At 69.3% G+C, this 23,980-nt stretch carries 21 protein-coding genes; 7 read left to right on the top strand and 14 right to left on the bottom strand.

Annotated elements, in window-relative coordinates:
* From rbp to AC07YS_RS21210, 3 genes are all read right to left on the bottom strand, one after another.
* Nucleotides 1-378: RNA-binding regulator (gene rbp, locus AC07YS_RS21220; protein WP_495275729.1), on the bottom strand; the 378-nt coding region annotated here is incomplete at its 3' end.
* Between the two features lie 181 nt (nt 379-559).
* Nucleotides 560-796, bottom strand: coding sequence for a DUF3820 family protein (locus tag AC07YS_RS21215; RefSeq protein WP_056584018.1), 237 nt, complete (start codon nt 794-796; stop codon nt 560-562).
* Between the two features lie 7 nt (nt 797-803).
* Nucleotides 804-1,184 carry a translation initiation factor Sui1 gene (locus AC07YS_RS21210; RefSeq protein ID WP_062472780.1) on the bottom strand — a complete coding sequence of 127 codons (381 nt, stop codon included), beginning with the start codon at nt 1,182-1,184 and terminating at the stop codon, nt 804-806.
* A 48-nt stretch (nt 1,185-1,232) separates the two neighbouring features.
* On the opposite strand from AC07YS_RS21210, the gene AC07YS_RS21205 reads away from it, so the two are divergent.
* Nucleotides 1,233-2,510, top strand: coding sequence for a DEAD/DEAH box helicase (locus AC07YS_RS21205; RefSeq protein ID WP_495268968.1), 1,278 nt, complete (start codon nt 1,233-1,235; stop codon nt 2,508-2,510).
* A 77-nt stretch (nt 2,511-2,587) separates the two neighbouring features.
* On the opposite strand, the gene AC07YS_RS21200 is transcribed toward AC07YS_RS21205, so the two are convergent.
* The 10 genes from AC07YS_RS21200 to argE form a co-directional block, all read right to left on the bottom strand.
* Nucleotides 2,588-3,349, bottom strand: coding sequence for a slipin family protein (locus tag AC07YS_RS21200; RefSeq protein WP_062472784.1), 762 nt, complete (start codon nt 3,347-3,349; stop codon nt 2,588-2,590).
* 86 nt (nt 3,350-3,435) lie between these two features.
* Entirely contained in the window at nt 3,436-4,602 is a 1,167-nt protein-coding gene (locus AC07YS_RS21195) for an acyl-CoA dehydrogenase family protein (RefSeq protein WP_495268969.1), read from the bottom strand.
* 11 nt (nt 4,603-4,613) lie between these two features.
* Nucleotides 4,614-5,774: an acyl-CoA dehydrogenase family protein gene (locus AC07YS_RS21190; RefSeq protein WP_095747399.1), complete on the bottom strand. Its 1,161-nt coding sequence runs from the start codon at nt 5,772-5,774 to the stop codon at nt 4,614-4,616.
* A 24-nt stretch (nt 5,775-5,798) separates the two neighbouring features.
* On the bottom strand, nt 5,799-6,695 hold the full coding sequence (locus tag AC07YS_RS21185) for an SDR family oxidoreductase (protein WP_495268970.1): 897 nt from the start codon (nt 6,693-6,695) through the stop codon (nt 5,799-5,801).
* Between the two features lie 31 nt (nt 6,696-6,726).
* On the bottom strand, nt 6,727-8,676 hold the full coding sequence (locus AC07YS_RS21180) for an acetyl/propionyl/methylcrotonyl-CoA carboxylase subunit alpha (RefSeq protein WP_495268971.1): 1,950 nt from the start codon (nt 8,674-8,676) through the stop codon (nt 6,727-6,729).
* Entirely contained in the window at nt 8,673-10,283 is a 1,611-nt protein-coding gene (locus tag AC07YS_RS21175; protein WP_495268972.1) for an acyl-CoA carboxylase subunit beta, read from the bottom strand. Before AC07YS_RS21175 ends, AC07YS_RS21180 begins: the two co-directional genes overlap by 4 nt.
* A 73-nt stretch (nt 10,284-10,356) precedes the next feature.
* Nucleotides 10,357-11,133 carry an MHYT domain-containing protein gene (locus AC07YS_RS21170; RefSeq protein WP_062472795.1) on the bottom strand — a complete coding sequence of 259 codons (777 nt, stop codon included), beginning with the start codon at nt 11,131-11,133 and terminating at the stop codon, nt 10,357-10,359.
* A 118-nt stretch (nt 11,134-11,251) separates the two neighbouring features.
* Entirely contained in the window at nt 11,252-12,910 is a 1,659-nt protein-coding gene (locus AC07YS_RS21165; protein ID WP_495268973.1) for a Vgb family protein, read from the bottom strand.
* A 137-nt stretch (nt 12,911-13,047) separates the two neighbouring features.
* Complete coding sequence (locus tag AC07YS_RS21160; RefSeq protein ID WP_495268974.1) at nt 13,048-14,271, bottom strand: DUF445 domain-containing protein; 1,224 nt, start codon at nt 14,269-14,271, stop codon at nt 13,048-13,050.
* Between the two features lie 28 nt (nt 14,272-14,299).
* A complete protein-coding gene (gene argE / locus AC07YS_RS21155; protein ID WP_095950723.1) occupies nt 14,300-15,466 on the bottom strand; it encodes an acetylornithine deacetylase in 1,167 nt (388 codons plus the stop codon).
* A 110-nt stretch (nt 15,467-15,576) separates the two neighbouring features.
* Between argE and AC07YS_RS21150 the strand changes: the two genes are divergently transcribed.
* From AC07YS_RS21150 to AC07YS_RS21140, 3 genes are read left to right on the top strand one after another with little or no spacing between them, the layout of a single operon-like run.
* Nucleotides 15,577-16,770, top strand: coding sequence for a glycerophosphodiester phosphodiesterase (locus AC07YS_RS21150; protein ID WP_159273539.1), 1,194 nt, complete (start codon nt 15,577-15,579; stop codon nt 16,768-16,770).
* Nucleotides 16,771-16,825: 55 nt separating this feature from the next.
* Nucleotides 16,826-18,034, top strand: a complete 1,209-nt coding sequence (locus tag AC07YS_RS21145; RefSeq protein ID WP_369645023.1) for a M20 aminoacylase family protein — start codon at nt 16,826-16,828, stop codon at nt 18,032-18,034.
* Nucleotides 18,031-19,125 carry a M14 family metallopeptidase gene (locus AC07YS_RS21140; RefSeq protein ID WP_354345370.1) on the top strand — a complete coding sequence of 365 codons (1,095 nt, stop codon included), beginning with the start codon at nt 18,031-18,033 and terminating at the stop codon, nt 19,123-19,125. The genes AC07YS_RS21145 and AC07YS_RS21140 overlap by 4 nt, the downstream gene beginning before the upstream one ends.
* A gap of 148 nt (nt 19,126-19,273) precedes the next feature.
* On the opposite strand, the gene AC07YS_RS21135 is transcribed toward AC07YS_RS21140, so the two are convergent.
* Complete coding sequence (locus AC07YS_RS21135) at nt 19,274-20,407, bottom strand: ABC transporter substrate-binding protein (RefSeq protein ID WP_082818036.1); 1,134 nt, start codon at nt 20,405-20,407, stop codon at nt 19,274-19,276.
* Between the two features lie 58 nt (nt 20,408-20,465).
* Here AC07YS_RS21135 and AC07YS_RS21130 point away from each other — a divergent pair, with 58 nt between their 5' ends.
* Genes AC07YS_RS21130 through AC07YS_RS21120 form a run of 3 tightly spaced genes read left to right on the top strand, consistent with a single transcriptional unit; the run spans nt 20,466 to nt 23,972 of the window.
* A complete protein-coding gene (locus AC07YS_RS21130) occupies nt 20,466-22,526 on the top strand; it encodes a molybdopterin-containing oxidoreductase family protein (protein ID WP_495268975.1) in 2,061 nt (686 codons plus the stop codon).
* The gene (locus AC07YS_RS21125; RefSeq protein WP_495268976.1) at nt 22,526-23,665 is read left to right on the top strand and encodes an aminopeptidase; all 1,140 of its coding nucleotides are present in this window, start codon (nt 22,526-22,528) and stop codon (nt 23,663-23,665) included. The genes AC07YS_RS21130 and AC07YS_RS21125 overlap by 1 nt, the downstream gene beginning before the upstream one ends.
* Nucleotides 23,658-23,972 carry a polyhydroxyalkanoic acid system family protein gene (locus tag AC07YS_RS21120; RefSeq protein ID WP_062476134.1) on the top strand — a complete coding sequence of 105 codons (315 nt, stop codon included), beginning with the start codon at nt 23,658-23,660 and terminating at the stop codon, nt 23,970-23,972. The genes AC07YS_RS21125 and AC07YS_RS21120 overlap by 8 nt, the downstream gene beginning before the upstream one ends.
* Nucleotides 23,973-23,980: the final 8 nt, after the last annotated feature.

Here is a 23,980-nt window from a genome sequence, read left to right as displayed (position 1 = left end):
GCCGTAACCACCGCCGCCACCGCTACGGCCGCCACCGCCGCCGCCGTAACCGCCGCCGCCGCCACCACCGTAGCCGCCGCCGCCACCACCGCCGTAGCCGCCACCACCGCCGGTGCGGGGGGGACGTGCTTCCATCGGACGGGCTTCGTTCACCGTCAGGGCGCGGCCCTGCAGCGATGCGCCGTTCATGCCTTCGACAGCTGCGAGTGCTTCAGCGTCCGTGCCCATTTCGACGAAGCCGAAGCCCTTCGAACGGCCGGTGTCACGTTCCATCATGACCTTGGCGCTGACGATCGAGCCGAACTCGCCGAAAGCCTGTTCCAGGTCGTTGTCACGCACGGAGTAGGCGAGGTTGCCCACGTAAAGTTTCTTGCCCATGGAGGGACTCCTAATTCAAACCAAAAAAACACAAAGCGATGGAGTCCCAGAATCACAACAAACTAATGCGCTGTGGCGCGAAACTGACCGATCACCAAATTACGTGCACGGGAGCCGAAGCTCGCAGACACGTGAGCCGGATTATCCGGCCCGATTTCCGAAAAAAGGGGGAAATCTTGTGTTATCGAGAAACATTCCGACCCGACGGGCGGTTTCGCAACGGTTTCAGGAGGTCGGACAGGCCGTTGTGGTCTATTTCATGCATCAAAGCGAGCAGTCGGCCAATTTCTCCCGCGGGAAAACCCTCGCGCGCAAACCAGGTCAGGTAATTTCCGGGCAAATCGGCAATCAGCGTGCCCTTGTGCTTGCCAAAAGGCATTTCGAGCGTCACCAGGCGCTGCAGGTCTTCGGGGTTCATGCGTGCTTCAGCCGCCTGCGCGCTTGACCGTGTGGCCCTGCTTCACGAGGGCGGCGATGACCACCTCGCGGTGATCGCCCTGGATCTCCACGGTGCCGTCCTTCACCGTGCCGCCCGTGCCGCAGGCCGCTTTCAGCTGCTTGCCCACGGCCGCCAGCGCCGCCGCGTCGAGCGGCAGGCCCTTGACCACGGTCACGCCCTTGCCCTTTCGGCCCTTGGTCTCGTGCGATACGCGGACAATGCCGTCCGTGGCCGCCGTGCGGGCCTTCGCGAGTTCCTTGCAGCGGCATTGCGCCATCGGGGCGCCGCAGTCGGGGCACATGCGCCCGCCCGCCTCGGTGGAGTACACCAGCGTGCTGCCGGTGCGGCTGTTCTTCATCGTTCCCATTCGATCCGTCTTTCTTTCGATCTCTCTCTTTTTCCCGGTGCCCGTTCCATGCCATTCGATACCCTGGGCCTGACCCCCGCGCTCGCGCAAGCGGCCGCCGCGAGCGGCTTTGCCGCGCCGACCGCCATCCAGGCGGCGGCCATCCCTGCCATTTTGCAGGGCCGCGACCTGCGGGGCTCGGCACAGACCGGCTCCGGCAAGACGGCCGCATTTTCCCTGCCGCTGTTGCAGCGCCTGGCCGCCGAGCCCGCCGCGTCGGCGTCGCGCCGGTTGCGCGCGCTGGTGCTCGTGCCCACGCGCGAACTCGCGGCCCAGGTCGGCGAGACGCTGGAAGACTTCGCGCGGCACCTGCCCGAGCGCCTGAAGATCGTCGTCGCGGTCGGCGGCGTCTCGATCAACCCGCAGATGATGCGGCTGCGCGGCGGCGCCGACATCGTGGTCGCCACGCCAGGCCGGCTGCTCGACCTGGTCGAACACAACGCGCTCGCGCTCGACGCCGTGTCGACGCTCGTGCTCGACGAGGCCGACCGCCTGTTCGACCTGGGCTTTGCCGAGGAACTGCAGCGCATCCTGGCGCTGCTGCCGGCGCGGCGCCAGAACCTGCTCTTTTCGGCCACCTTCCCGATCGCCATCCAGGCGCTGGCCGACGACATGCTGCACGACCCGGCCCTGGTCGACGTGCAGGGCGAGCCCGGCACCCGGCCCGACATCGTGCAGCGCGCCATCGAGGTCGATGCCGCCCGCCGCACCCAGCTGCTGCGCCAGCTGCTGAAGGACAACGAAGGCACCTGGGACCGCGTGCTGGTGTTCGTCGCCACGCAGCACGCCGCACAGACCGTGGCCGAGAAGCTGTACCGCAACGGCATCTACGCCGTGCCCTTCCACGGCGACATCGCCCAGGGCACGCGCCGCGACATCCTGGCGCAGTTCAAGCAGAGCCGCTGGGACGTGGTGATCGCCACCGACCTGGCGGCGCGCGGCCTGGACATCGCGCAGCTGCCCGTGGTCATCAACTACGACCTGCCGCGTTCGCCCACCGACTACATCCACCGCATCGGCCGCACCGGCCGCGCGGGCGCGAGCGGGCTGGCGATCAGCTTCGTGAGCCCGGCCACCGAGGCGCACTTCCGCCTGATCGAGAAGCGCCAGGGCCAGCGCGTGCCGCGCGAGCGCGTCGCGGGCTTCGAGCCGACCGAGACGGCACCGGTGGTGGTCGATACCTCGGGCAACGGCGGCATCAAGGGCGCGCGGCCGAGCAAGAAGGACAAGCTGCGCGCCGCCGCGGCGCTGGCCGCACAGGCGGGCGGTGGGGAAGACGCGGACTGACGCGCGTCAGGCTTCCGCCGGCATGCAAGGAGGCCGGCGGGTGCTTCGAACGGTTTTCCGCTTTCGTGCGTTGCGCGCTATGCGTGCTGCTTGCCGAGAAAGCTCGCCATCAGGTCCACCGGCAGCGGAAACACGATGGTCGTGTTCTTGTCCGCGCCGATCACCGTGAGCGTTTCCAGGTAGCGCAGCTGGATGGCCTGCGGCTCCTGCGCCAGCACGCGCGCGGCCTGGAACAGCTTCTCGGACGCCTGCAGTTCGCCCTCGGCATGGATCACCTTGGCGCGGCGTTCGCGTTCCGCCTCGGCCTGCCGTGCGATGGCGCGGATCATGGATTCGGTGAGGTCGATCTGCTTGATCTCGACGTTCGACACCTTGATGCCCCATGACGCCGTCTGCACGTCCAGCGATTCGCGCACATCCAGGTTGAGCTTCTCGCGCTCGGCCAGCATGTCGTCCAGCTGGTGCTTGCCGAGCACCGAGCGCAGCGTGGTCTGGGCCAGCTGGCTGGTGGCGTTGAAGAAGTCCTTGACCTCGATGATGGCCTTGGCCGCATCGACGATGCGGAAGTAGACGACCGCGCTGACCTTCACCGACACGTTGTCGCGCGAGATCACATCCTGCGTCGGCACTTCGAGCACCACGGTGCGCAGGTCGACGCGCACCACCTGCTGGATGGCCGGGATCACGAACACCAGCCCGGGCCCTGCCACCTTCGAGAAGCGCCCCAGGGTGAACACGATGCCGCGCTCGTACTCCCGGAAGATCCATATCGCCGAAAAGAGCAGCGCCGCCAGCAGGACCAGGGCGACGGCGCCGATGCCATAAGTGAAAGAGAGCATGGTGATCTCCCGCGACCCAGCAAAGGTGCTGGACGGTTGGACCCCCGCTGCGCAGCAGCGTTCCTGCCGGGCCGAAATGAAGGTCGCTACACCCACCCCAGCTGCCGCGCCGCCAGCTCCTTCATGATCTCCTCGGCCCCGCCGCCGATCATCATCACCTTGACCTCGCGGTAGACGCGCTCGCTCACGGTGCCGCGCATGAAGCCCATGCCGCCGAGGATCTGCACCGCCTGGTCGGCGCAGAACTGCATGGTCTGCGTGGCGTGGTTCTTGAGCAGGCAGACCTGCGCCACCCACTCGGGCGCGTTGATGCGGCCTGCCGCCTCGTGGGCGTCGCCCTCGGCGGACACGGCCTCGAGCCAGGCCTCGGCCGAGGCGATGCGCATCTGCATGTCGACCAGCTTGTGGCGCACGGCCTGGTGTTCGATGAGCGCGGCGCCGAAGGTCTTGCGCTCTCGCGACCAGGCCAGCGCCTCGTCCAGGCAGGCCTGCGCGAAGCCCAGCGCGCCGGCCGCGAGCCCGACGCGCTCGCCGTTGAAGTTGCCCATGACCATGCGAAAACCCGCGCCCTCGTCGCCCAGCAGGTAGCGCGCGGGCACGCGCACGTTGTCGAAGTGCAGCGTGGCGGTGTCGGAGCACAGCCAGCCCATCTTCGCGAGCCGCGTGCGCGAGAGGCCGGGCGCGTCGCCGGGCACCAGCAGCATCGAGAGCCCGCCCGCGCCGCGGCCTTCGCCGGTGCGCACGGCCACGGTGATCCAGTCGGCGCGCATGCCCGAGGTGATGAAGGTCTTCTCGCCGTTGAGCACGTAGTGGTCGCCATCGCGCTTGGCTGTCGTGCGCACCGCCGCGACGTCGGAGCCGCCGCCGGGTTCGGTGATCGCAAGCGCGGCGATCTGCTCGCCGCGCAGCACGCCCGGCACGACCTCTCGCTGTACCGCGTCGCTCGCGTGCAGCACCACGGGCGGCAGGCCGATGTTGTGCGAGAACAGGCTCGCGAGCACGCCGCCGCTCTGGCCGTGGCGCGCGAGCGCGACCCACGCCGGCAGCTTCAATGAATAGGAGGCGGGTGTGCCGCCGAGCGCTTCGGGGTAGCCCAGGCCCAGCAGGCCCAGCTCGGCCGCGCGGGCGTACAGCGCGCGCGGAAATTCGCCGGCCTCGTCCCAGGCCTGCACGTTCGGTGCGATCTCGGTCTGGGCGAAGCGGCGCACCGTGTCGGCGAGCGCCGCACGGTCGGCCTGCAGTTCCGCGTCCATGGCGTGCCCGGTCAGCCGCGCGGCGGGCGCTTGGCGATGCCCATGGTCTTGGCGAGGATGCCGAGCATCACCTCGTCGGCGCCGCCGCCGATCGAGCCCAGGCGGCCGTCGCGGTACAGGCGCGACACGCGGTTCTCCAGCGTGAAGCCCATGCCGCCCCAGAACTGCAGGCAGGTGTCGGCCACCTGGCGCGTGAGGCGGCCGGTCTTGAGCTTGGCCATCGACGCGAGTTCGAGCACGTCTTCGCCCTTCACATGCAGGTCGCAGGCGCGATAGGTGAGGGCGCGCAGCGCCTCCACCTCGGTCTTGAGCTCGGCCAGCTTGAACTGCACCCACTGCTGGTCGGCCAGCGTGGCGCCGAACATCTGGCGCTGCTGCGCCCATTCGATGGTCTGCGTGATGCAGTCGTCCATCGGCGCGAGCGAACTGGCCGCGCACCACAGGCGCTCTTCCTGGAACTGCTGCATCTGGTAGACGAAGCCCTGGCCTTCCTCGCCGATGCGGTAGCGCTGCGGCACGCGCACGTTGTCGAAGTAGATGAGGCCGGTGTCGCTCGAGTCCATGCCGATCTTGCGGATCTTCTTGGCCTTCTCGATGCCGGGCAGGTTCATCGGCACCATCACGAGCGACTTGTTGCGATGCACCGGGCCCTCGCTGGTGTTGACCAGCATGCACATCCAGTCGGCCTGCAGGCTGTTGGTGATCCACATCTTCTGGCCGGTGATGAGGTAGTCGTCGCCGTCCTTCTTCGCGTAGGTCTTCAGGCCCGCCACGTCGCTGCCCGCGCCGGGCTCGCTCACGCCGATGCAGCCGACCGTGTCGCCGGCGATGGCGGGCACCAGGAACTCGCGGCGCAACTCGTCGCTGCCGAAGCGCGCGAGCGCGGGCGTGCACATGTCGGTCTGCACGCCGATGGCCATCGGCACGCCGCCGCAGCTGATGTGGCCCAGCCCCTCGGCGAAGGCCATCGCGAACGAGTAGTCGAGCCCGGCGCCGCCGAAGGCCTCGGGCTTGTTCAGGCCCAGCAGGCCGAGGTTGCCGAGCTTCTTGAAGACCTCGTGCGCGGGAAAGATCTCGGCCTCTTCCCATTCGTCGACGTGGGGGTTGATCTCCTCGTCGATGAACCGGCGCAGGGTGTTCTGCATCTCGAGGTGTTCATGGGTGTACTGCATCACTGGTCTCCGTTCGTTCGCTCGTTACTTGTCCTGGAACACGCGCGGTGTCTGCGCGAGGTGAAAGCCGTCGTAGGGCCGCACCGCGGGGCGCTGCTGCGCTTGCGCGTCGGGCAGCGCCATGGGCCAGCCCATGCGCGCCTGCGGGCGCGCGCCGTCCACGCGCAGCACGGTGCCGCTGATGAAGGCGGCGGCCGGGCCCAGCAGGAAGGCGATGGCGGCGGAGGTCTCGGCCTCGTTGCCGAAGCGGCCGGCCGGCACGGTCTTGCGCATGGCGCGCAGCATGTCGCCGGCCTCGGGCGGGTAGTGGTCCATGCCGCTGGAGGCGATGTAGCCCGGCGCCACGGCGTTCACGCGCACGCCGCTCACGGCCCATTCGGCGGCGGCGGTCTCGGTGAAGCTCACCATGCCGGCACGCGCGGCGCCGCTGTGGCCCATGTTCGGCATCGACCCCCAGATGTCGGCCACGATGTTGACGATGGCGCCGCCGTTCGCCTGCATGCTCTGCAGGTAGCACTCGCGCGCCACCAGGAAGCCGCCCGTGAGGTTGGTGTGGATCACCGCTTCCCAGCCCTTGGCCGAGATGGCGGCCAGCGGCGTGATGTACTGGCCGCCCGCGTTGTTGACCAGCCCGTCGATGCGCCCGTGCGCCGCGACGATGGCCTTCACGGCCTCGCGCACGGCGTCTTCCTGGCGGATGTCGAAGGCCTGCGTGCTGGCGTTGCCGCCGGCCGCTTCGATCTCGGTGCGCACCGCGTCGAGCTTCTCGGGCTTGCGCCCGACCAGCACGACGTGGGCGCCGAGCGAGGCCAGTTCGTGCGCGGTGCAGCGGCCGATGCCCGAGCCGCCGCCGGTGACGACGATGCATTGCCCGGCGAACAGGCCGGGCGCGAAGACGGAGCGGTAGTGGGATGCGTTCATTCGACAGGTTCTCGAAAAAAGGGAGAGGCCTTCAGGCCTCGGCGATCTCGGCCACGATGTGGCGCGCGGCCACCTGCGTGCCCACGGCCACATGCAGCGCCGCGACGCGGCCCGCGCGCGGCGCGCAGTGCACGTGTTCCATCTTCATGGCTTCGAGCGTGACCAGCGGCTGACCTGCCGAGACGGTGTCGCCCTCGGCAGCGAGCAGCGCGACCACGCGGCCGTTCATCGAGGCGCGCAGCAGGCCGTCGCCGCCGCCCGCGCCGGCGCGCGGAACGGCCACGTGCGTGAGGTCGTCGAGGCGGTGGGCGCGGCCGTCGAAGTGGACATCCGTGCGTTCGCCGCGCCGCACCACCCATGCCTGCGCGGCCACGCCGTTGCAGGCAAAGCGCACCGGGCCGTCGTCCGGCAGCGCCAGCAGCGCGAGCGTGGCCGGCGCGGCGTCGTCCAGCACGACCTCGAAATGCGCCGCGCCGCGTGGTGTCACGCGCGCCGTGTGCACCGCCCCGTCGAGCGCAAAGCGCAAGGCGTTGGGCAGCGTGTGCGCCAGCGGCGAGGGCCAGCCGCGCGCGCCGGTCTGCAGCAGCAGGGCCGCGAGCAGGGCGGTGCGTGTGTCGCTCGCGGTGTCGGCGGCGAGCAGCGCGTCGAGGTGGTCGCCGATGAAGGCGGTGGTCGCACCGCCGCCCGCGAACACCGGGTGCGCGAGCGCGCGCTGCAGCAATGCCTGGTTGGTCGGCAGGCCCAGTGCGACCGTGTCGCGCAGGCCCGCCAGCAGCCGCTGCCGAGCTTCGTCGCGCGTGCGGCCCGAGGCGATGAGCTTGGCGATCATCGAGTCGTAGAAGGGCGGCACTTCGGCGCCGTCGCGCAGCGCGTGCTCGGTGCGCAGCGTGGGCGACGGGCGCCACGCCGTGAGCGTGCCGCTTTGCGGCAGGAAGCCCTGCTGCGGGTCTTCGGCGCACAGGCGCACCTCGATGGCGTGGCCGGTGATGTGCACATCGTCCTGCGTCAGCGGCAGCGGCTCGCCGGCCGCCACGCGCAACTGCAACTCGACTAGGTCCAGCCCCGTCACCGCTTCGGTCACCGGATGCTCCACCTGCAGCCGCGTGTTCATCTCCATGAACCAGTACTGGCCCTGCGCGTCGAGCAGGAACTCGAGCGTGCCCGCGCCTTCGTAGGCGATGGCTTTCGCGGCGGCCACGGCGGTGGCGCCCATGCGCGCGCGCAGCGCGGCATCGACGGCCGGCGAGGGCGCTTCCTCGATCACCTTCTGGTGGCGCCGCTGCACCGAGCAGTCGCGCTCGCCGAGGTGGATCGCATGGCCGTGGCGGTCGGCAAACACCTGGATCTCGATGTGGCGCGGCGCGACGATGGCGCGCTCCAGGATCACGGTGGCGTCGCCGAAGGCGTGCAGCGCTTCGGACTGCGCGCTCTGCAATTGCTCGGCGAAGGCGCCGGCCGAGGTCACGAGCCGCATGCCGCGCCCGCCGCCGCCGGCCGTGGCCTTGATCATCACGGGCCAGCCGATGCGCTCGGCCTCGGCGGCCAGCGTGGCGGTGCTTTGATCGTCGCCCTGGTAGCCGGGAATGCACGGCACGCCGGCCGCCTGCATGAGCCGCTTGGCGCCGGCCTTGTCGCCCATCGCGACGATGGCCTCGGGCGACGGCCCGATGAAGACCAGCCCCGCGTCGCGGCAGGCCTGCGCGAAGGCCGCGTTCTCGGCGAGGAAGCCGTAGCCCGGGTGCACCGCGTCGGCGCCGCTGGCGCGGGCCGCGGCAACGATCGCGTCGATGTTCAGGTAGCTCTGCGCGGGCAGCGGCTCGCCGATGCACACCGACTCGTCGGCCTGGCGCACGTGCTCGGCGTCTGCATCCGCGCGGGAGTACACGGCGACCGTGCGGTAGCCCATGGCGCGCGCGGTGCGCATCACGCGCACGGCGATCTCGCCGCGGTTGGCGATCAGGATCTTGTGAAAGGTGCTCATGGCCGTGCCACCGAAAACTGCATGGGTTGCGGGGCGCGTGCCTCGGCGTCGCGGCAGATCGACAGCGCCTCGGCCAGCACGGCGCGCGTGTCGCGCGGGTCGATCACGCCGTCGTCCAGCAGCAGCGCGCTGGTGGTGAAGACGCTCATCTGGCGCTCGAAGCGCTCGACGATCTGGCGCTGCATCGCGTCGATCTTGTCGCGGTCGACGGCACCCTTGCGGGCCATGCCCGCCTCCATCACGATGGCCATGGTCTGCGCGGCCTGCTCGCCGCCCATCACGGCGGTGCGCGCGTTGGGCCAGCTGAAGCAGAAGCGCGGTGCAAAGCCGCGCCCGCACATGCCGTAGTTGCCCGCGCCGTACGAGGCGCCGCAGTGCAGCGTGATCTGCGGCACGTTGGCGCTGGTCACGGCCTGGATCATCTTGGCGCCGTGCTTGATGATGCCGGCCTCCTCGTGCGCGCGGCCCACCATGTAGCCCGTGATGTTCTGCAGGTAGACGATGGGCGTGCGCGACTGGCAGCAGGCCTGGATGAAGTGCGTGGCCTTGGTGGCGCCGTCGGAATCGATGGGGCCGTTGTTGGTGATGATGCCCACCGCGTGGCCTTCGAGCCGGATGTGGCCGCAGACCGTGGCGCTGCCGTAGTGCTCGCTGAAGGCCAGGAACTCCGAGCCGTCGGCGATGCGCGCGATGACCTCGCGCATGTCCACCGGCCGGCGGCCGTCGGCGGGCATGAGGCCCATCAGCTCCTCGGCGTCGTGGCGCGGCGGTGCGAAGGTGCGCGGCGCCTCGTCGCGCACCCAGTCGATGCCACCGAGGATGGCGCGCGCGATGCGCAGCGCATCGCGGTCGTCCTCGGCCAGGTAGTCGCCCAGGCCCGAGATGTGGGTGTGCATGACGGCGCCGCCCAGTTCTTCCTCGGTGGCGATCTCGCCAGTGGCGGCCTTCAAGAGCGGCGGCCCGGCCAGGAAGGCCCGCGTGCGGTCGCGCACCATCACGATGTAGTCCGACAGGCCCGTCTGGTAGGCGCCGCCCGCGGTCGACGAGCCGTGCGTCACCGTCACCACCGGCAGGCCCGCGGCCGAGAGCCGTGCGAGGTTGCGGAAGATGTTGCCGCCGCGCACGAAGTCCTGCACGCGGTACTGCATGAGGTTGGCGCCCGCGCTTTCCACCAGCTGGATGAAAGGCAGCTTGTTCTCTAGCGCGATCTCGTGCAGGCGCAGCTGCTTGTCCAGGCCCATGGGCTGCAGCGCGCCGGCGTCGATGCCAGAGTCGGAGGCGCTGATCATGCAGCGCACGCCGGCCACGCGCCCGATGCCGGCGATCAGGCCGCCGCCGGGCACGCTCTTGGCGAGGTCGGGGTTGTCTTGGCCCAGGCCCGCCAGCGTGGCCAGCGGCAGGAAGGGCGCGCCGGTGTCCAGCAGCAGCGCGAGGCGTTCGCGCGGCAGCAGCTGGCCGCGCTTGGCGAAGCGCTCGGCCGAGGCGCTGGAGGCGGCCACGGCGCGGGCTTCATGGGACCGGACCTGGTCCAGCAGCGAGAGCATGCTGGCGCGGTTGGCCTGGTAGGCGTCTCCGGCGGTGTGCAGCCGGGATTCGAGGAAGGGCATGGGGGTCTGTGCGGTGCGCGCGTGTCGTTTCGCACAGACTTTAGGAGGCGGGCCCCCGGCCCGCTTGCGCCAACTAGCTGGGGCGTACGCGCCGTTGTGCGGCGGGCGCGGCGTCCAGGCTGCTGCCCGTGACCACCCAGTAGATGAAGATCAGCACCGCGCCGGCCGTGCCGAACACCGTGAGGCCCATGTAGCTGCCGCCCAGCGAGAGCGCGTCGACCGGGGCGGCCGCCGTGCAGATCATGCTGGCCGCGCTCATGCCCACGTAGTGCATGGTGCACACGGCCACGCCCATCACGGCGGCGGCGGCCACCTGGTGGCTCAGCTTGCGCAGGTTGAAGGCCAGCCACAGCGCCGCGGCGGCGGCCGTGATGGCGATGACCACCGACAGCGCGACCATGCTGAAGTCGAAGCTCATCGTGGCCCGCATGTTCATCGCGAACATGCCCATGTAGTGCATCACGCACACGCCCAGGCCCGCCAGCAGGCTGCCCGCCAGCCAGCCCGAGCGGCTGAACTTGGCGCGCCCGCCCGCCAGGTACAGCGCAATGCCCGAGATCAGGATGGCCGCCACCAGCGACACGATGGTCAGCGGCATGTTGTAGGCGATGCCGAAGGGCAGCCGGTAGGCCAGCATGCCGATGAAGTGCATCGACCAGATGCCGATGCCCCCCAGCGCCACCGCGGCGCAGGCCACGATGGCCAGGTTGGGTTTGCCGTCGGCACCGACCATGCGCCCGGCGCAGATCAGGGCCACCAGCGAGCCGAAGAAGGAAATGACGAACGAAAGCGCGACCAGCCCCAGGGAGTATTCGGGCGATAGCACTTGGCCTACGACGAGTGGAGTCATGCGATGTCCCTTCGGAAAGAGCGCTTCGCAGACCCCGACTGCCCTATGCGATCGGAACGCTGCGACGCGTCCCGGCCAGTTTGTAATATGTGTTTATAAAAGTAAACAGAAACTTGTACTAATTGTTACCCTGAATGACAGGCCGAATTCGATAGATCGAATTGTTCTTGTCGGCCGCCACGTAGACCGTGCCGTCGCGCCCCACGGCCACGCCCGTCACCACATACGGCGGGGGCAGGCCGGGCCCGGCCGCCAGCCCGATGGGCAGGTTCTCGGCGACAGTGCGGCGGGTGCCGGTGGCCAGGTCGATCTCGACCAGCCGGCGTGCCGCGCTCTCGGCCACGATGAAGCTGCCCCACGGCGTCTGGGCCAGGCCCTCGGGCAGCGCCAGCCCGTCGGCCACGGTGCGCAGCGGCGCGCTGGCGTCCAGCGGAATGCGCAGCAGCTTGCCGGCCGCCTCGGTCACGTAGAGCGCGCCGTCCTGGCCGACCACCAGTTGCACCGGGCCGTTCAGTCCGCTAGCCAGCACTGACTTCTCTGCAAACTTCGGCCCGCTGGCGCGGGTGATGCTGCCGGTGGCGAGTTCGGCGTAGATCACGCTGCCGTCGGGCATCGGCAGCGCGTCGAACGGGGCCTTCAGGCCGTGGATCGTTTCGACCGTCTTCAGCGTCTGGCGGTCGACCAGCTGCACCGAGCCCGTGAACCACGAGGTCAGCGCGAACAGCTTGGGCGACAGGCCGACCGCGAAGGGGTAGTCGAGCTCGGGGTCGCGCTGCATGCGGAACACGTCGCGCACCTCGCCGGTGCGCACGTCGACCTGCCGGAAGCCGAAGACGTCGGCCACCCACAGGTCGTTGCCGTCGATCTTCAGGCCCGCGGGCACCGCCACCTTGCCGCTGGTGAGCGTGCGCAGTTCGCCGGTGGCGGGGTTGAAGGCCTGCACCTCGTTGTTGGCCATGTTCGAGACGTAGATGGTCCCGTCGGGTGCGATGGCCAGGTTGTCGAGCGACGGGCGCAGCTGCTTGGCGACGGTCTTGCGGCCCGAGGCGAGGTCCACCTTCACCAGCTCGCCGCTGCGCGCATCGACGACCCACAGGTTGCCCTTGCCGTCGAGGTTGGCGGCAGCCGGGATCTTGAAGCCGTCGGCGATCACGGTCAGGTTGCCGTTCGCCGGATCGATCTTCACGACCTGGCCCTTGAACCACAGCGGGCCGTAGAGCAGGCCGTCGGGCCCGACCTCGAAGCCGTTGAAGCCGCCCATGTCCTTCTTGATGAGCCGGGGCGGCTGCTTGCCTTCGCGGTCGATCTCCCACAGCGCGTCGCCCAGGAACACCTGCGAGGCGTAGAGCTTGCCGTTCTTGCGATCGAAATCGAGCGAGTTCAGGCCGGGCAGGTCCTTGGCGAGCACGCGCAGCGGCGCGCTGTCGTTCTCGCGGTAGCGCAGCATGCCCATGAGGTAGTTGGTCCAGGCCAGCTCGCCCTTCGGACCGACCGCGATGTCGTCGGCCTGGCCTTCGGGCGCATCGATCAGCACCTTGGCGGCGCCGGTCTGGCGGTCGACCTCCCACAGCGTGTTGCCGAGCACGGAGCCCGCCAGCAGCCGGCCCTTCGCATCGATGGCCAGGCCGTGCACGCCCGCGAAGGACGACGGGGCCACGAGCACCTCGGGCGCGGCCCAGGCGGAGGGGCGCTTGGGTGGCGGCGACAGCGAGCTGCAGGCGGCGAGCAGGGCGAGGGCGGCGGTCAGCGCGGCTGCGCGGATCGAGCGACGGGGCATGGCGATCTCCTCTGGGTTGGCTTTGTGGATGCGGCAGTGCGCCCGCAGTCTAGGAGCCGGAGGAGGCCGCGCAGTCGCTCGCGGGACAAACGCGGACTTTCGTCCGCTGCGGATAACCCGCAGCACCCGGTGATTTTTCAGCCGCGCAGCAGCTGCGTCGCCGTGTGGATCAGCAGCCCCACCAGCCCGCCCACCAGCGTGCCGTTGATGCGGATGAACTGCAGGTCGCGCCCGATGTGGCGCTCGAGCTCGTCGGTCATCTCGTGCGCGTTCCACTCGCCCACGCGCTCCTCGATGTAGCGGCGGATGTCCTCGCGGTAGCGCTCGATGGCCGCCGGCGCGGCGGCTTCGAGCTGCTCGTTGATCCAGGCGCGGATCGCCGCGTCGTTCTGCAGCCGCTGGCCCAGCGCGCCGGCCATCGTCGCGATGCGCTGGCGGATGGTCGAGTCGGGGCGCCCGAGGTCGTCGTGCAGCCAGCCCAGCAGCTCGCCCCACAGGCCGTGCAGGTAGTCGCCCAGCGCCGGGTGCGCGATGAGCTCGGCGCGGATCTGCTCGCCGCGCTGCTGGAACTCGGGGTCGAGTTTCAGGCGCACCACGAAGTCGTCCACGAAATGGTCGAAGCGCCGGCGCATCGGGTGGTCGGATTCGGCCGCCAGTTCGGCCAGCGTGCGCGCGATGGCGGCCACGATCTTGCGCGTGGCAAGCTTGGCCGCCACCTGGTCCAGGCCCACGTAGCGCAGCGTCTTGATCTCGCGCGCGATGGCCTCGGTGATGTGCGCCTGTACCTCCTCGCCGTCGAGCAGCTCGGCCACCTGCTGCAGCACGTCGTCGAGCAGCGCCTGGTGGCGCCCGCCGGCCGTGAGCGCATCGAGCGCCTGTCCGGTGAGGCGCGAGAGGTCGATCTTGGCCAGCCCGGCCGCCGCGGCGCGGCCCATGAAGTCGCGCACCCGTTCGTCGTCGAAGGCGGCCAGTCCGTAGCGCGTGGCGGCCACGCCCCATTCGCCGAGCCGCTCGCCGCTGGCGGGCCGGGCCAGCCACTCGGCGATGCGCCCCGCCGCATCGAACTGGCGCAGCTTGGCCAGCACCTGGGCGGTGCTCAGGAAGTTGTCGCAGATGAAGCCCGCGAGCTTGGCGCCGATGCGGTCCTTGTTGCTCGGGATGATCGCCGTGTGCGGGATCGGCAGGCCCAGCGGGTGGCGAAACAGCGCCACCACCGCGAACCAGTCGGCAATGGCGCCGACCATCGCGGCCTCGGCAAAGGCCGCCACGTAGCCCCAGGCCGGGTGCTGGCCGTGCAGCGCGCTGGCCAGCGCATACAGCGCCGCCGCCGCGCACAGCAGGCCGAGCGCGACGCGTTTCATGCGTTGCAGTGCGCCGCCGCCGTGGTCTTCAGCCAATGGTGTGCGAGGTCGCGAGGCGCTCCATGAACAGCTCGCAGCGCGCGAGCTGCTCAAGACTCACGAACTCGTCGGGCTGGTGCGCCTGCTCGATGCTGCCGGGGCCGCACACCACGGTGGGGATGCCGGCGTTCTTGAACAGGCCCGCTTCGGTGCCGAAGGCCACCAGCGTGGTGCGGTCTTCGCTGGCCAGGCGCTGCGCGAGCAGCGTGACCGGATCGCCGGCCGCGCCCAGGAAGCTCGGGATCTCGCAGATGGTCTCGAACTTGAAGCCCGCGTCGGGCGCCACCTTCTTCATGGCGGGCTCGATGCTCGCGGCGTACGCCAGCACGTCGGACTGCATGCGCTTGGCATCGGCCGTGGGCAGGTCGCGGAATTCGTAGCGGAACTCGGCGTCGCGCGGCACCACGTTGTCGGCGATGCCGCCGTGGAACTGGCCCACGCTGGCGGTGCTGAAGGGCACGTCGAAGCCGTCGTAGCGCGGCTCGCTGCGCTCGAAGTCTTCGGCCATGTCGCGCACCTTGCCGATCACGCGCGCCGCCATCTCGATGGCGTTGACCGATTTCGGCGTGAGCGACGAATGCGCCTCCTTGCCGCGCACGCAGCACTTGTAGCGGTACACGCCCTTGTGGGCGATGGCCGGCACCATGCTGGTGGGCTCGCCCACGATGCAGGCCAGCGGCTTGATGCCAGCGTCGCGCATGTCGGCGATGAGTTCGCGCACGCCGAAGCAGCCGATCTCTTCTTCATACGTGAAGGCGAAGTGCACGGCGAAGGGCGCGTCGCCCTCGAGGAAGCGCTGGGCATTGGCCAGCGCGATCGCGATGTAGCTCTTCATGTCGGCCGAGCCGCGGCCGTACAGGCGCTCGTTCTGCACCACGGCCGACAGCGGGTCGACGCTCCAGGCCTGGCCGTCCCAGGGCACCGTGTCGGTGTGGCCCGAGAGGATCACGCCGGCCGGCTTGCCCTCGCCCAGCGTGGCGAACAGGTTCGCCTTGGTGCGCTCGGCGTTGTAGGTGATGCGGCTCTTCACGCCGAGGGCGGCGAGATGCGCCTGGGCGAAGTCGATCAGCTCGAGGTTGCTGTTTGCGCTCACCGTGTTCATGCGAACCAAGGTTTGCGCCATCAAGAGGCTCTGGGGAGAAAGCGTGTGCTGCATGCAACAGATTGTCCGGGAAGTTGAACGCCCGCGCAGATGGGTATCGGCGTTGTCACGCGCAGCGGGTAGCCTGCCTCCTCTTTTTTCTTTGTTTGGATGGAGAAGACAACATGCGCATGTCCCTGCAGATCACCCTGACCGCCGCGGCCGCCCTGAGCCTGGCCGCCTGCGGAACCACCGGCCCGGCGGCGAACAAGCTGCTCACGCTGGACGGCAACCCGCCGCTGGTCATCGCCCACCGCGGCGCCTCGGGCTACCTGCCGGAACAGACGCTGGAGTCGTACGCGCGCGCCATCGAACTGGGCGCCGACGTCATCGAGATGGACCTGGTCTCCACCAAGGACGGCGTGCTCATCGCCCGCCACGACCCCAACCTGGCCATCAGCACCGACGTGGCCAAGCACCCCCGCTTCGCCTCGCGCAAGAAGACCATCCAGGTCGACGGCGAAACCCAGACCGGCTGGTTCAGCAACGACTTCACGCTGGCCGAGATCAAGACCCTGGGCGGCATCTCGACCGACGCGGAGCGCCCGCAGGAATTCAACGGCAAGTTCAAGGTCGTGACCTTCCAGGAGATCATCGATTTCGCCAAGGCCAAGTCGAAGGAAACCGGCCGCACCATCGCGATCTACCCGGAAACCAAGAACCCGACCTACTTCCGCGACCTCGGCATGCCCATGGAAGACAAGGTCATCGCCGCCATCAACGCCGCCGGCTGGAACAGCAAGACCGCGCCCATCTACGTGCAGTCGTTCGAGCCCGGCAGCCTCAAGTACATGAAGAGCAAGGGCCTGAACACCAAGCTCATCCAGCTGATCGACGGCGACGGCATCGACATGAAGACCGGCGCCATGACCTACGCCGTGCCGGTCGACCGCCCCTACGAGTGGACCAAGGCCGGCGACAAGCGCAACTTCGACGTCATGGTCACGCCCGCCGGGCTGGCCGAGATCAAGACCTACGCCGACGGCATCGGCCCCTGGAAGCGCTACATCGTGAGCGTCAAGGGCACCGTGGGCGCCGACGGCAAGGTGGTGGACGTCAACAAGGACGGCAAGATCAACGACGCCGACGCCACCTCGACGGCCCCCACCACGCTGATCGCCGACGCCCACAAGGCGGGCCTGTTCGTTCACCCCTTCACCTTCCGTAACGAGTCGCGCCGGCTCGCGTCCGACTACAACAAGGACGGCAAGAACGAATACGCGGTCTATTACAAGCTCGGCGTCGATGGCGTGTTCACCGACTTCACCGACACCGCGCTGGCCGCGCGCGCCGAGTACCTCAAGAGCATCGGCCGCTGAGGGTTTGCCCGGCACGGTCTTTGCGGCGCTGGGCGCAAAGCCTAGACTGTGTCTTATGAAACTCATCGACTCGCTCGTCACGCAGGCGGCCGGCATCGCGGCCGTCCGGCGTGACCTTCATGCCCACCCTGAACTCTGTTTCGAAGAAGTCCGCACCGCCGACGTGGTGGCAGGCAAGCTCACCGAATGGGGCATTCCCATCCACCGCGGCCTGGGCACCACCGGCGTGGTCGGCATCGTCAAGAACGGCACCAGCAACCGCGCCGTCGGCCTGCGCGCCGACATGGACGCGCTGCCCGTCACCGAGCTCAACACCTTCGCCCACGCCAGCCAGCACCACGGCAAGATGCACGCCTGCGGCCACGACGGCCACACGGCGATGCTGCTCGCAGCGGCCCAGCACCTGGCCAAGCACCGCAACTTCGACGGCACCGTCTACCTGATCTTCCAGCCGGCCGAAGAGGGCGGCGGCGGCGCGCGCGAGATGATCAAGGAGGGCCTGTTCGAGCAGTTCCCCATGGACGCCGTCTTCGGCATGCACAACTGGCCCGGCATGAAGGCCGGCCAGTTCGCCGTGAGCCCCGGCCCGGTGATGGCCTCGGGCAACAAGTTCCATGTCAACGTGGTCGGCAAGGGCGGCCACGCCGCGCTGCCGCAGACCGGCATCGACCCGGTGCCGATCGCCTGCGAGATCGTGCAGGCCTTCCAGACCATCCTCACGCGCAAGATGAAGCCGACCGATTCGGCGGTGATCTCGGTCACCACCATCCACGCCGGCGAAACCAACAACGTGATCCCCGACAACTGCGAGCTGTCGGGCACCGTGCGCACCTTCTCGCTCGAGGTGCTCGACATGATCGAGGCCAAGATGAAGCAGATCAGCGAGCACATCTGCGCCGCGCACGACGCCACCTGCGAGTTCCGCTTCGAGCGCTACTACCCGCCGACCATCAACACCGAGGCCGAGGCCGACTTCGCACGCCGCGTGATGGGCGGGATCGTCGGCCCCGAGAACGTGCTCAAGCAGGAGGCCGCCATGACCTCGGAAGACTTCGCCTTCATGCTGCAGGCCAAGCCCGGCGCCTACGCCTTCATCGGCAACGGCGACGGCTCGCACCGCGACGTGCACCACGGCGAAGGCCCGTGCACGCTGCACAACGCCAGCTACGACTTCAACGACGACCTCATTCCGCTGGGCGCCACCTGCTGGGTGCAGATCGCCGAGCAGTTCCTGAAGCCCGGCACCGGCGGCGCAGCGGCATGATCGGCATCGGCGAGGCCTTTTCGCCGCGCTACGCCCAGGCGCGCCAGAAGTTCCTGCAGGGCTGCGTCAGCGCCGGCCTCACGGTCGAGCCGCATGCGCACCCGCTCAAGGGCCGCGACGGCGAAGAGCTGTCGATGGACGTGGCGCTCGACGGCGACGCCAACGCCGAGCGGCTGCTCGTCGTCACCAGCGCCTGCCACGGCGTCGAAGGCCATTGCGGCAGCGGCGTGCAGGTGTTCGCGCTGCACGACGCCGAATGGCGCGAGAAGGCCAAGGCACAGGGCGTGGCGGTGCTGTACGTGCATGCGCTGAACCCGCACGGCTTTTCGTACGGCCGCCGCGTGACGCACGAGAACGTCGACCTGAACCGCAACTTCCTCGATTTCTCGAAGCCCGTGCCGGTGAACGAGCCCTACGCGAAGCTGCATCCGCTGCTGCTGCCCGACACCTGGCCGCCGACGCCGGACAACCAGGCCGCGATCGAGAAGTGGATCGAGAAGCACGGCGCCACCGCCTACCAGGCGGCCGTCACCAGCGGCCAGTACCAGTTCGACGACGGCCTGTTCTTCGGCGGCAAGGCGCCGACCTGGAGCAACAAGACGATCCGCAGCGTGTTGCGCCGCCATGCAGGCCACGCGAAGCGCCTGGCCTGGATCGACCTGCACACGGGGCTCGGCCCCAACGGCCTGGGCGAGCGCATCTTTGCCTGCCGCGACGACAAGGTGGCCTACGCCCGCGCCAACGCGTGGTGGGGCACGCCGGCGGCGCCCGTCACCTCGATCTACGACGGTTCCTCGACCTCGGCGCTGCTGCGCGGCCTGATGTGGGACGCCGTGTACGAAGAGTGCCCGCAGGCCGAGTACACCGGCATCGCGCTCGAATACGGCACGCTGCCGATGCTCGAAGTGACCGGCGCCCTGCGCGCCGACCACTGGCTGCACAAACACCCGGACGCACCGGCCGACCTGGCCGACGGCATCCGCGCGCGCATGGTGGAGGCGTTCTATACGGACTCCGACGCCTGGCGCGGCCAGATCGTGAGCCAGGCGCGGCAGGCGATGTTCCAGGCGGTGGACGGGCTCTCCGCCTGACCGCTTCCCAGCGCTGCATCCCGTGCCCAGGACACTGGGTGCTTCCCGCAGCGAAATTAAGGGGGAGGCCGCAGGCCGGAGGACATTCGCGGAGGGAAGTACCCGGTGGCCTGGGCACGCGCCCTGAACAAGAGCGCGAAAACAGGGCCTACGTCCGCACCCGCCCATCCGCCGTCAGCATCGACAGCTCGACAAACTTCGAAGCCACATGGCTCTTCGAAGAGAACGACACCTCGAAGCCGCCGAACTGCTGCCGCTCGATGCTTTCCAGCCCCGCGATCAGCCCGTCGCGCGTGCCCTTGCCGCCCGGTGCGCGGCGCAGCCCCTCGGTCAGCACCTTGGCGGCCAGGTAGCCTTCCATGCTCGAGAAATTGGCGCTCGCGCCGCCGCCCGCCTTGCGCACCGCTTCGGTGAACTCGCGGGCCAGCGCGTTGGCCTGGTTGTAGGGCGAGGGCACCACCTGCGTGACCATCACGCCCGCGGCCTCCTTGCCCAGTTCGTCCGCCAGCGCCTGCGTGCCCACGAACGAGAGGTTGAAGAACACACCGCCATAGCCCGCCTTGCGCATCTCGCGGATGAACGCCGCGCAGGCCTTGTAGGCGCCGACCTGGACCACCGCCGCCGGCTGGCTCGCCATGATCGTCTTCACGGCCGCGGCCACGTCGGCCGAGTTGCGCTCCACCGTGGCCAGCGCCACCGGCTTGAGTTCCTGCTGGGCCAGCGCCAGCGTCACGCCGTCCAGGCCGGCCTTGCCGTAGGCGTCGTTCTGGTAGAAGACCGCGATCTTCTTCATGCCCAGGTGGGTGAGCTGTTTCACCATCAATGCCGTCTCGTCGTTGTACGAAGCGCGCAGATGGAACACGTTGCGGTGAAAAGGCTCGCGCAGCGACATCGCGCCCGTGAACGGCGCGATGAACGGCACCTTGTCCTTCACCGCCAGCGGCAGCGCGGCCAGGCTGGTCGGCGTGCCGATGTAGCCGAACAGCGCGAACACGTCCTCGCCGATCAACTTCTGCGTGTTGGCCGCGCAGCGGTCGGGCTCGTAGCCGTCGTCCAGGTTCTTGATGACCACGTCGCGCTGGCCCGGCTGGGCGTTGTACTGGTCCAGGAACAGCTTGGCGCCCTGGTGGAACTGGATGCCCAGCTGCGCGGCCGGCCCGGTGAACGGCGCCGACTGGCCCAGCACCAGCGGCGTGTCGCCCTGCGCCCGGGCGATGCCGAAGCCGCCCAGCGTGGCGGCGGCCGCCGTGGCGATCGAAAAATGCCTGCGATTCAATTGCATCGTCATGGTGAAATCCTCCCTCTGCCCTGTGTGTTGATACTCAAATTAGACTTGTCCGATGGCCCACGCAACGGATTCCCTCCTCGACACGCCCGACGCCACCGCACCCTCCACGGTGCTGGGCGCCTGCCCGCACGATTGCCCCGACACCTGCGCGCTCGTCACCACCGTCAAGGACGGCGTGGCGGTGAAGCTGCAAGGCAACCCCGCCCACTCGCACACCGGCGGCGTGCTGTGCACCAAGGTGTCCCGGTACATCGAACGCAATGACCATGCCGAGCGGCTCGTGCACCCCCTGAAACGCGTCGGTCCCAAGGGCAGCGGCCGCTTCGAGCCCGTCTCGTGGGAGGCTGCATTGGACGATATCGCCGCGCATCTTCGGGGATTGCAGTCGGAACCGGAAGCAATTCTCCCCTACAGCTATGCGGGCACCATGGGCCTGGTGCAGGGCGAATCGATGGACCGGCGCTTCTTCCACAAGCTGGGCGCCTCGCTGCTGGACCGCACCATCTGCTCGATGGCGGGCGGCGAAGCCATGGTTTACACGCTGGGCGCCAAGGTCGGCATGCGCATCGAGTTCTTCGCCGAGGCCAAGCTCATCCTGATCTGGGGCAGCAACTCCATCGCCAGCAACCTGCATTTCTGGCGCCACGCCCAGGCCGCCAAGCGCGCCGGCGCGCGGCTGGTGTGCATCGACCCGCGCAAGACCGAAACCGCCGACAAGTGCGACGAGCACATCGCGCTCTTGCCCGGCACCGACGCCGCGCTGGCGCTGGCGCTCATGCACGAACTCATCGTGCACGACTGGCTCGACCACGACTACATCGCCAACCACACGCTGGGCTGGGAGCAGTTGCGCGAGCGCGCGCTGCAGTGGCCGCCGTCGCGCGCGGCCGAGGTCTGCGGCATTCCCGAGGCGCAGATCGTGGCGCTGGCCCAGGCCTACGGCACGACCAAGCCGGCCGCGATCCGCTTGAACTACGGCATGCAGCGCGTGCGCGGCGGCGGCAACGCGGCGCGCGCCATCGCCTGCCTGCCGGCGCTGGTCGGCGCCTGGCGCGACCGCGCGGGCGGCCTGCTGCTCAGCAGCTCGGGCCACTACCCGGTCGACCGCGCCGCACTGCAGCGCCCCGACCTGCTGGCCGGGCGCAAGCCGCGCACGATCAACATGAGCACCATCGGCGATGCGCTGCTCGACACCGCGAAGCCCGTGAAGGCCCTCGTGGTCTACAACAGCAACCCGGTCGCGGTCGCGCCCGAGTCGGCCAAAGTGGTGGCGGGCTTTGCGCGCGAAGACCTGTTCACCGTGGTGCTCGAGCAGTTCCGCACCGACACCGCCGACTACGCCGACTACCTGCTGCCCGCCACCACGCAGCTCGAGCACTGGGACATCCACTGCAGCTACGGCCACACCGACGTGCTGCTGAACCAGCCGGCCGTTGCGCCGCGCGGCGAGGCCCGCAGCAACGCGTGGGTGTTCCGCGAGCTGGCGCGCCGCATGGGCTTCGACGAGCCCTGCTTCTCGGAGACCGACGAGTCGCTGTGCCGCACCGCCTTTGCCGAGAAGGCGATCGACTTCGAGCAGCTGCGCGCCCAAGGCTTCACCAGCCTGAAGCTGGCCGAGGCGCCGTTCGCCGAAGGCACGTTCCCCACGCCTTCGGGCCGCTGCGAGTTCTTCAGCGAGCGCCTGCAGGCCATGGGCATGGACGGCCTGCCCGACCACGTGCCCAACTGGGAGCCGGCCGGCAGCTCGACCGAATTCCCGCTGGCCATGATCTCGCCGCCGGCGCGCAACTTCCTCAATTCGACTTTCGTCAACGTGACCAGCCTGCGCGCCATCGAGGTCGAGCCGCTGCTCGAGATCCACGCCGACGACGCCGCCGCGCGCGGCATCGAGGACGGCGCCACGGTGCGCGTGTTCAACCAGCGCGGCGAGCACCGCTGCCGCGCCGAGGTGTCGCGCCGCGCGCGCCAGGGCGTGGTGCACGGCATGGGCATCTGGTGGCGCAAGCTCGGCATGGACGGCACCAACGTCAACGAGCTGACCAGCCAGCGCCTCACCGACATCGGCCGCGGCCCGACCTTCTACGACTGCCTGGTGCAGGTCGAAAAGGCGTGATGCGGCAGTTGCGTGCGCCCGCGCTGGCACTGGCCGGCGCGCTTTTCTTGAGTGGCTGCGCCGACCTCGGCTACTACTGGCAATCGGCCAACGGCCACCTCGACATCCTGCGCGCGGCCAAGCCCGTGCCCGAATGGCTGGCCGATCCGGCCGTGGGCGCGCCGCTCAAGGCCAAGCTCGAGCTTGCCCAGCGCATCCGCCGTTTCGCGTCGAGCGAACTCGGCCTGCCCGACAACGCGAGCTACACCTCGTATGCCGACCTGCACCGCCCCGCCGCCGTGTGGAACGTGGTGGCCGCGCCGCCGTACTCGCTCACGCTCGAGAGCTGGTGCTTCCCGGTCGCGGGCTGCGTGGGCTACCGCGGCTACTACGACGAGGCCGCCGCGAAAACCGAGGCCGAGGCGCAGAAGACCAATGGACTCGAAGTGGCCGTGTACCCCGTGCCGGCCTACTCCACACTGGGCTGGATGAACTGGGCCGGCGGCGATCCGCTGCTGTCCACCTTCATCGGCTACCCCGAGGGCGAGCTGGCGCGCCTCGTGTTCCACGAGCTGGCGCACCAGGTGCTCTATGTGCCGGGCGATACGGTGTTCAACGAGTCGTACGCCACGGCCGTGGAGCGCATCGGCGGCGCGATGTGGCTGCAGCGCGAGGCCGGCGAGGCGGCGCGCGCCGAGTACGCGCAGTTCAATGCACAGCGGCAGGACTTCCGTGCGCTGGCGCTCAACACGCGCCGCGCGCTCACGCAGGTGTACGAGTCGCCCGAAGCCAAGGCGAAGGACTGGACGAAGGTCGAGGCGCAGAAGCAGGCCGCCATGGCCGACTTCCGCGAGCGCTATGCCGCGCTGAAGGCGGCGTGGACCGGCCCGCGCCAGAACGCCTACGACGGCTGGGTGGCGCGCGCCAACAACGCGGCCTTCGGTGCGCAGGGCGCCTACGACGACCTGGTGCCGGGCTTCGAAGCCCTGTTCGAACGCGAGGGCCGCGACTGGCCGCGCTTTTACACTGCGGTGCGGCGCATTGCCGCGCTGCCCACGACGGAAGAGCGCCGCAGCGCCCTGCAGGCCGCCACGGGTATCCTGCACACCCACGCGCGCCAAGGCCGCACACACGACGACAACGGAGACCACGGTGCCTGACATCCAAATCGAACGCAACCACACGCTGGGCATTGCCGGCGCCCGCGAAGTCGCGCGCCAATGGGTGCATCAGGTCGAGCAGGATTACGGTCTCGAATGCACCTACACCGAGGGCACCGACTGCGACCGGGCCCAGTTCAGCCGCGCGGGCATCGACGGCACGGTGGAGGTCACGGCCGACACCTTCCGGCTCGAAGCGACGCTGGGTTTCCTGTTCAGCAGCTTCAGCGACCAGATCGAGCAGAAGATCTCGCGCAACCTCGACGCGCTGCTCGACGCGCCGCAGGGCGGCACCCGCTTCGCCTGAGGCGGAGA

The sequence above is a fragment of the Variovorax sp. GW458-11-26-14-LB1 genome (genome assembly GCF_059423965.1).
Note: the sequence above shows the minus strand (reverse complement) of the source record. Positions and strands in the feature narration are given on the sequence as shown.

What these genes read in the sequence shown, in the direction of transcription:
- AC07YS_RS21215 (WP_056584018.1), bottom strand. Translation starts at nt 796, where the DNA reads ATGAACCCCGAAGACCTGCAGCGCCTGGTGACGCTCGAAATGCCTTTT.
- AC07YS_RS21210 (WP_062472780.1), bottom strand. Translation starts at nt 1,184, where the DNA reads ATGGGAACGATGAAGAACAGCCGCACCGGCAGCACGCTGGTGTACTCC.
- AC07YS_RS21205 (WP_495268968.1), top strand. Translation starts at nt 1,233, where the DNA reads ATGCCATTCGATACCCTGGGCCTGACCCCCGCGCTCGCGCAAGCGGCC.
- AC07YS_RS21200 (WP_062472784.1), bottom strand. Translation starts at nt 3,349, where the DNA reads ATGCTCTCTTTCACTTATGGCATCGGCGCCGTCGCCCTGGTCCTGCTG.
- AC07YS_RS21195 (WP_495268969.1), bottom strand. Translation starts at nt 4,602, where the DNA reads ATGGACGCGGAACTGCAGGCCGACCGTGCGGCGCTCGCCGACACGGTG.
- AC07YS_RS21190 (WP_095747399.1), bottom strand. Translation starts at nt 5,774, where the DNA reads ATGCAGTACACCCATGAACACCTCGAGATGCAGAACACCCTGCGCCGG.
- AC07YS_RS21185 (WP_495268970.1), bottom strand. Translation starts at nt 6,695, where the DNA reads ATGAACGCATCCCACTACCGCTCCGTCTTCGCGCCCGGCCTGTTCGCC.
- AC07YS_RS21180 (WP_495268971.1), bottom strand. Translation starts at nt 8,676, where the DNA reads ATGAGCACCTTTCACAAGATCCTGATCGCCAACCGCGGCGAGATCGCC.
- AC07YS_RS21175 (WP_495268972.1), bottom strand. Translation starts at nt 10,283, where the DNA reads ATGCCCTTCCTCGAATCCCGGCTGCACACCGCCGGAGACGCCTACCAG.
- AC07YS_RS21170 (WP_062472795.1), bottom strand. Translation starts at nt 11,133, where the DNA reads ATGACTCCACTCGTCGTAGGCCAAGTGCTATCGCCCGAATACTCCCTG.
- AC07YS_RS21165 (WP_495268973.1), bottom strand. Translation starts at nt 12,910, where the DNA reads ATGCCCCGTCGCTCGATCCGCGCAGCCGCGCTGACCGCCGCCCTCGCC.
- AC07YS_RS21160 (WP_495268974.1), bottom strand. Translation starts at nt 14,271, where the DNA reads ATGAAACGCGTCGCGCTCGGCCTGCTGTGCGCGGCGGCGGCGCTGTAT.
- argE (WP_095950723.1), bottom strand. Translation starts at nt 15,466, where the DNA reads ATGCAGCACACGCTTTCTCCCCAGAGCCTCTTGATGGCGCAAACCTTG.
- AC07YS_RS21150 (WP_159273539.1), top strand. Translation starts at nt 15,577, where the DNA reads ATGCGCATGTCCCTGCAGATCACCCTGACCGCCGCGGCCGCCCTGAGC.
- AC07YS_RS21145 (WP_369645023.1), top strand. Translation starts at nt 16,826, where the DNA reads ATGAAACTCATCGACTCGCTCGTCACGCAGGCGGCCGGCATCGCGGCC.
- AC07YS_RS21140 (WP_354345370.1), top strand. Translation starts at nt 18,031, where the DNA reads ATGATCGGCATCGGCGAGGCCTTTTCGCCGCGCTACGCCCAGGCGCGC.
- AC07YS_RS21135 (WP_082818036.1), bottom strand. Translation starts at nt 20,407, where the DNA reads ATGCAATTGAATCGCAGGCATTTTTCGATCGCCACGGCGGCCGCCGCC.
- AC07YS_RS21130 (WP_495268975.1), top strand. Translation starts at nt 20,466, where the DNA reads ATGGCCCACGCAACGGATTCCCTCCTCGACACGCCCGACGCCACCGCA.
- AC07YS_RS21125 (WP_495268976.1), top strand. Translation starts at nt 22,526, where the DNA reads ATGCGGCAGTTGCGTGCGCCCGCGCTGGCACTGGCCGGCGCGCTTTTC.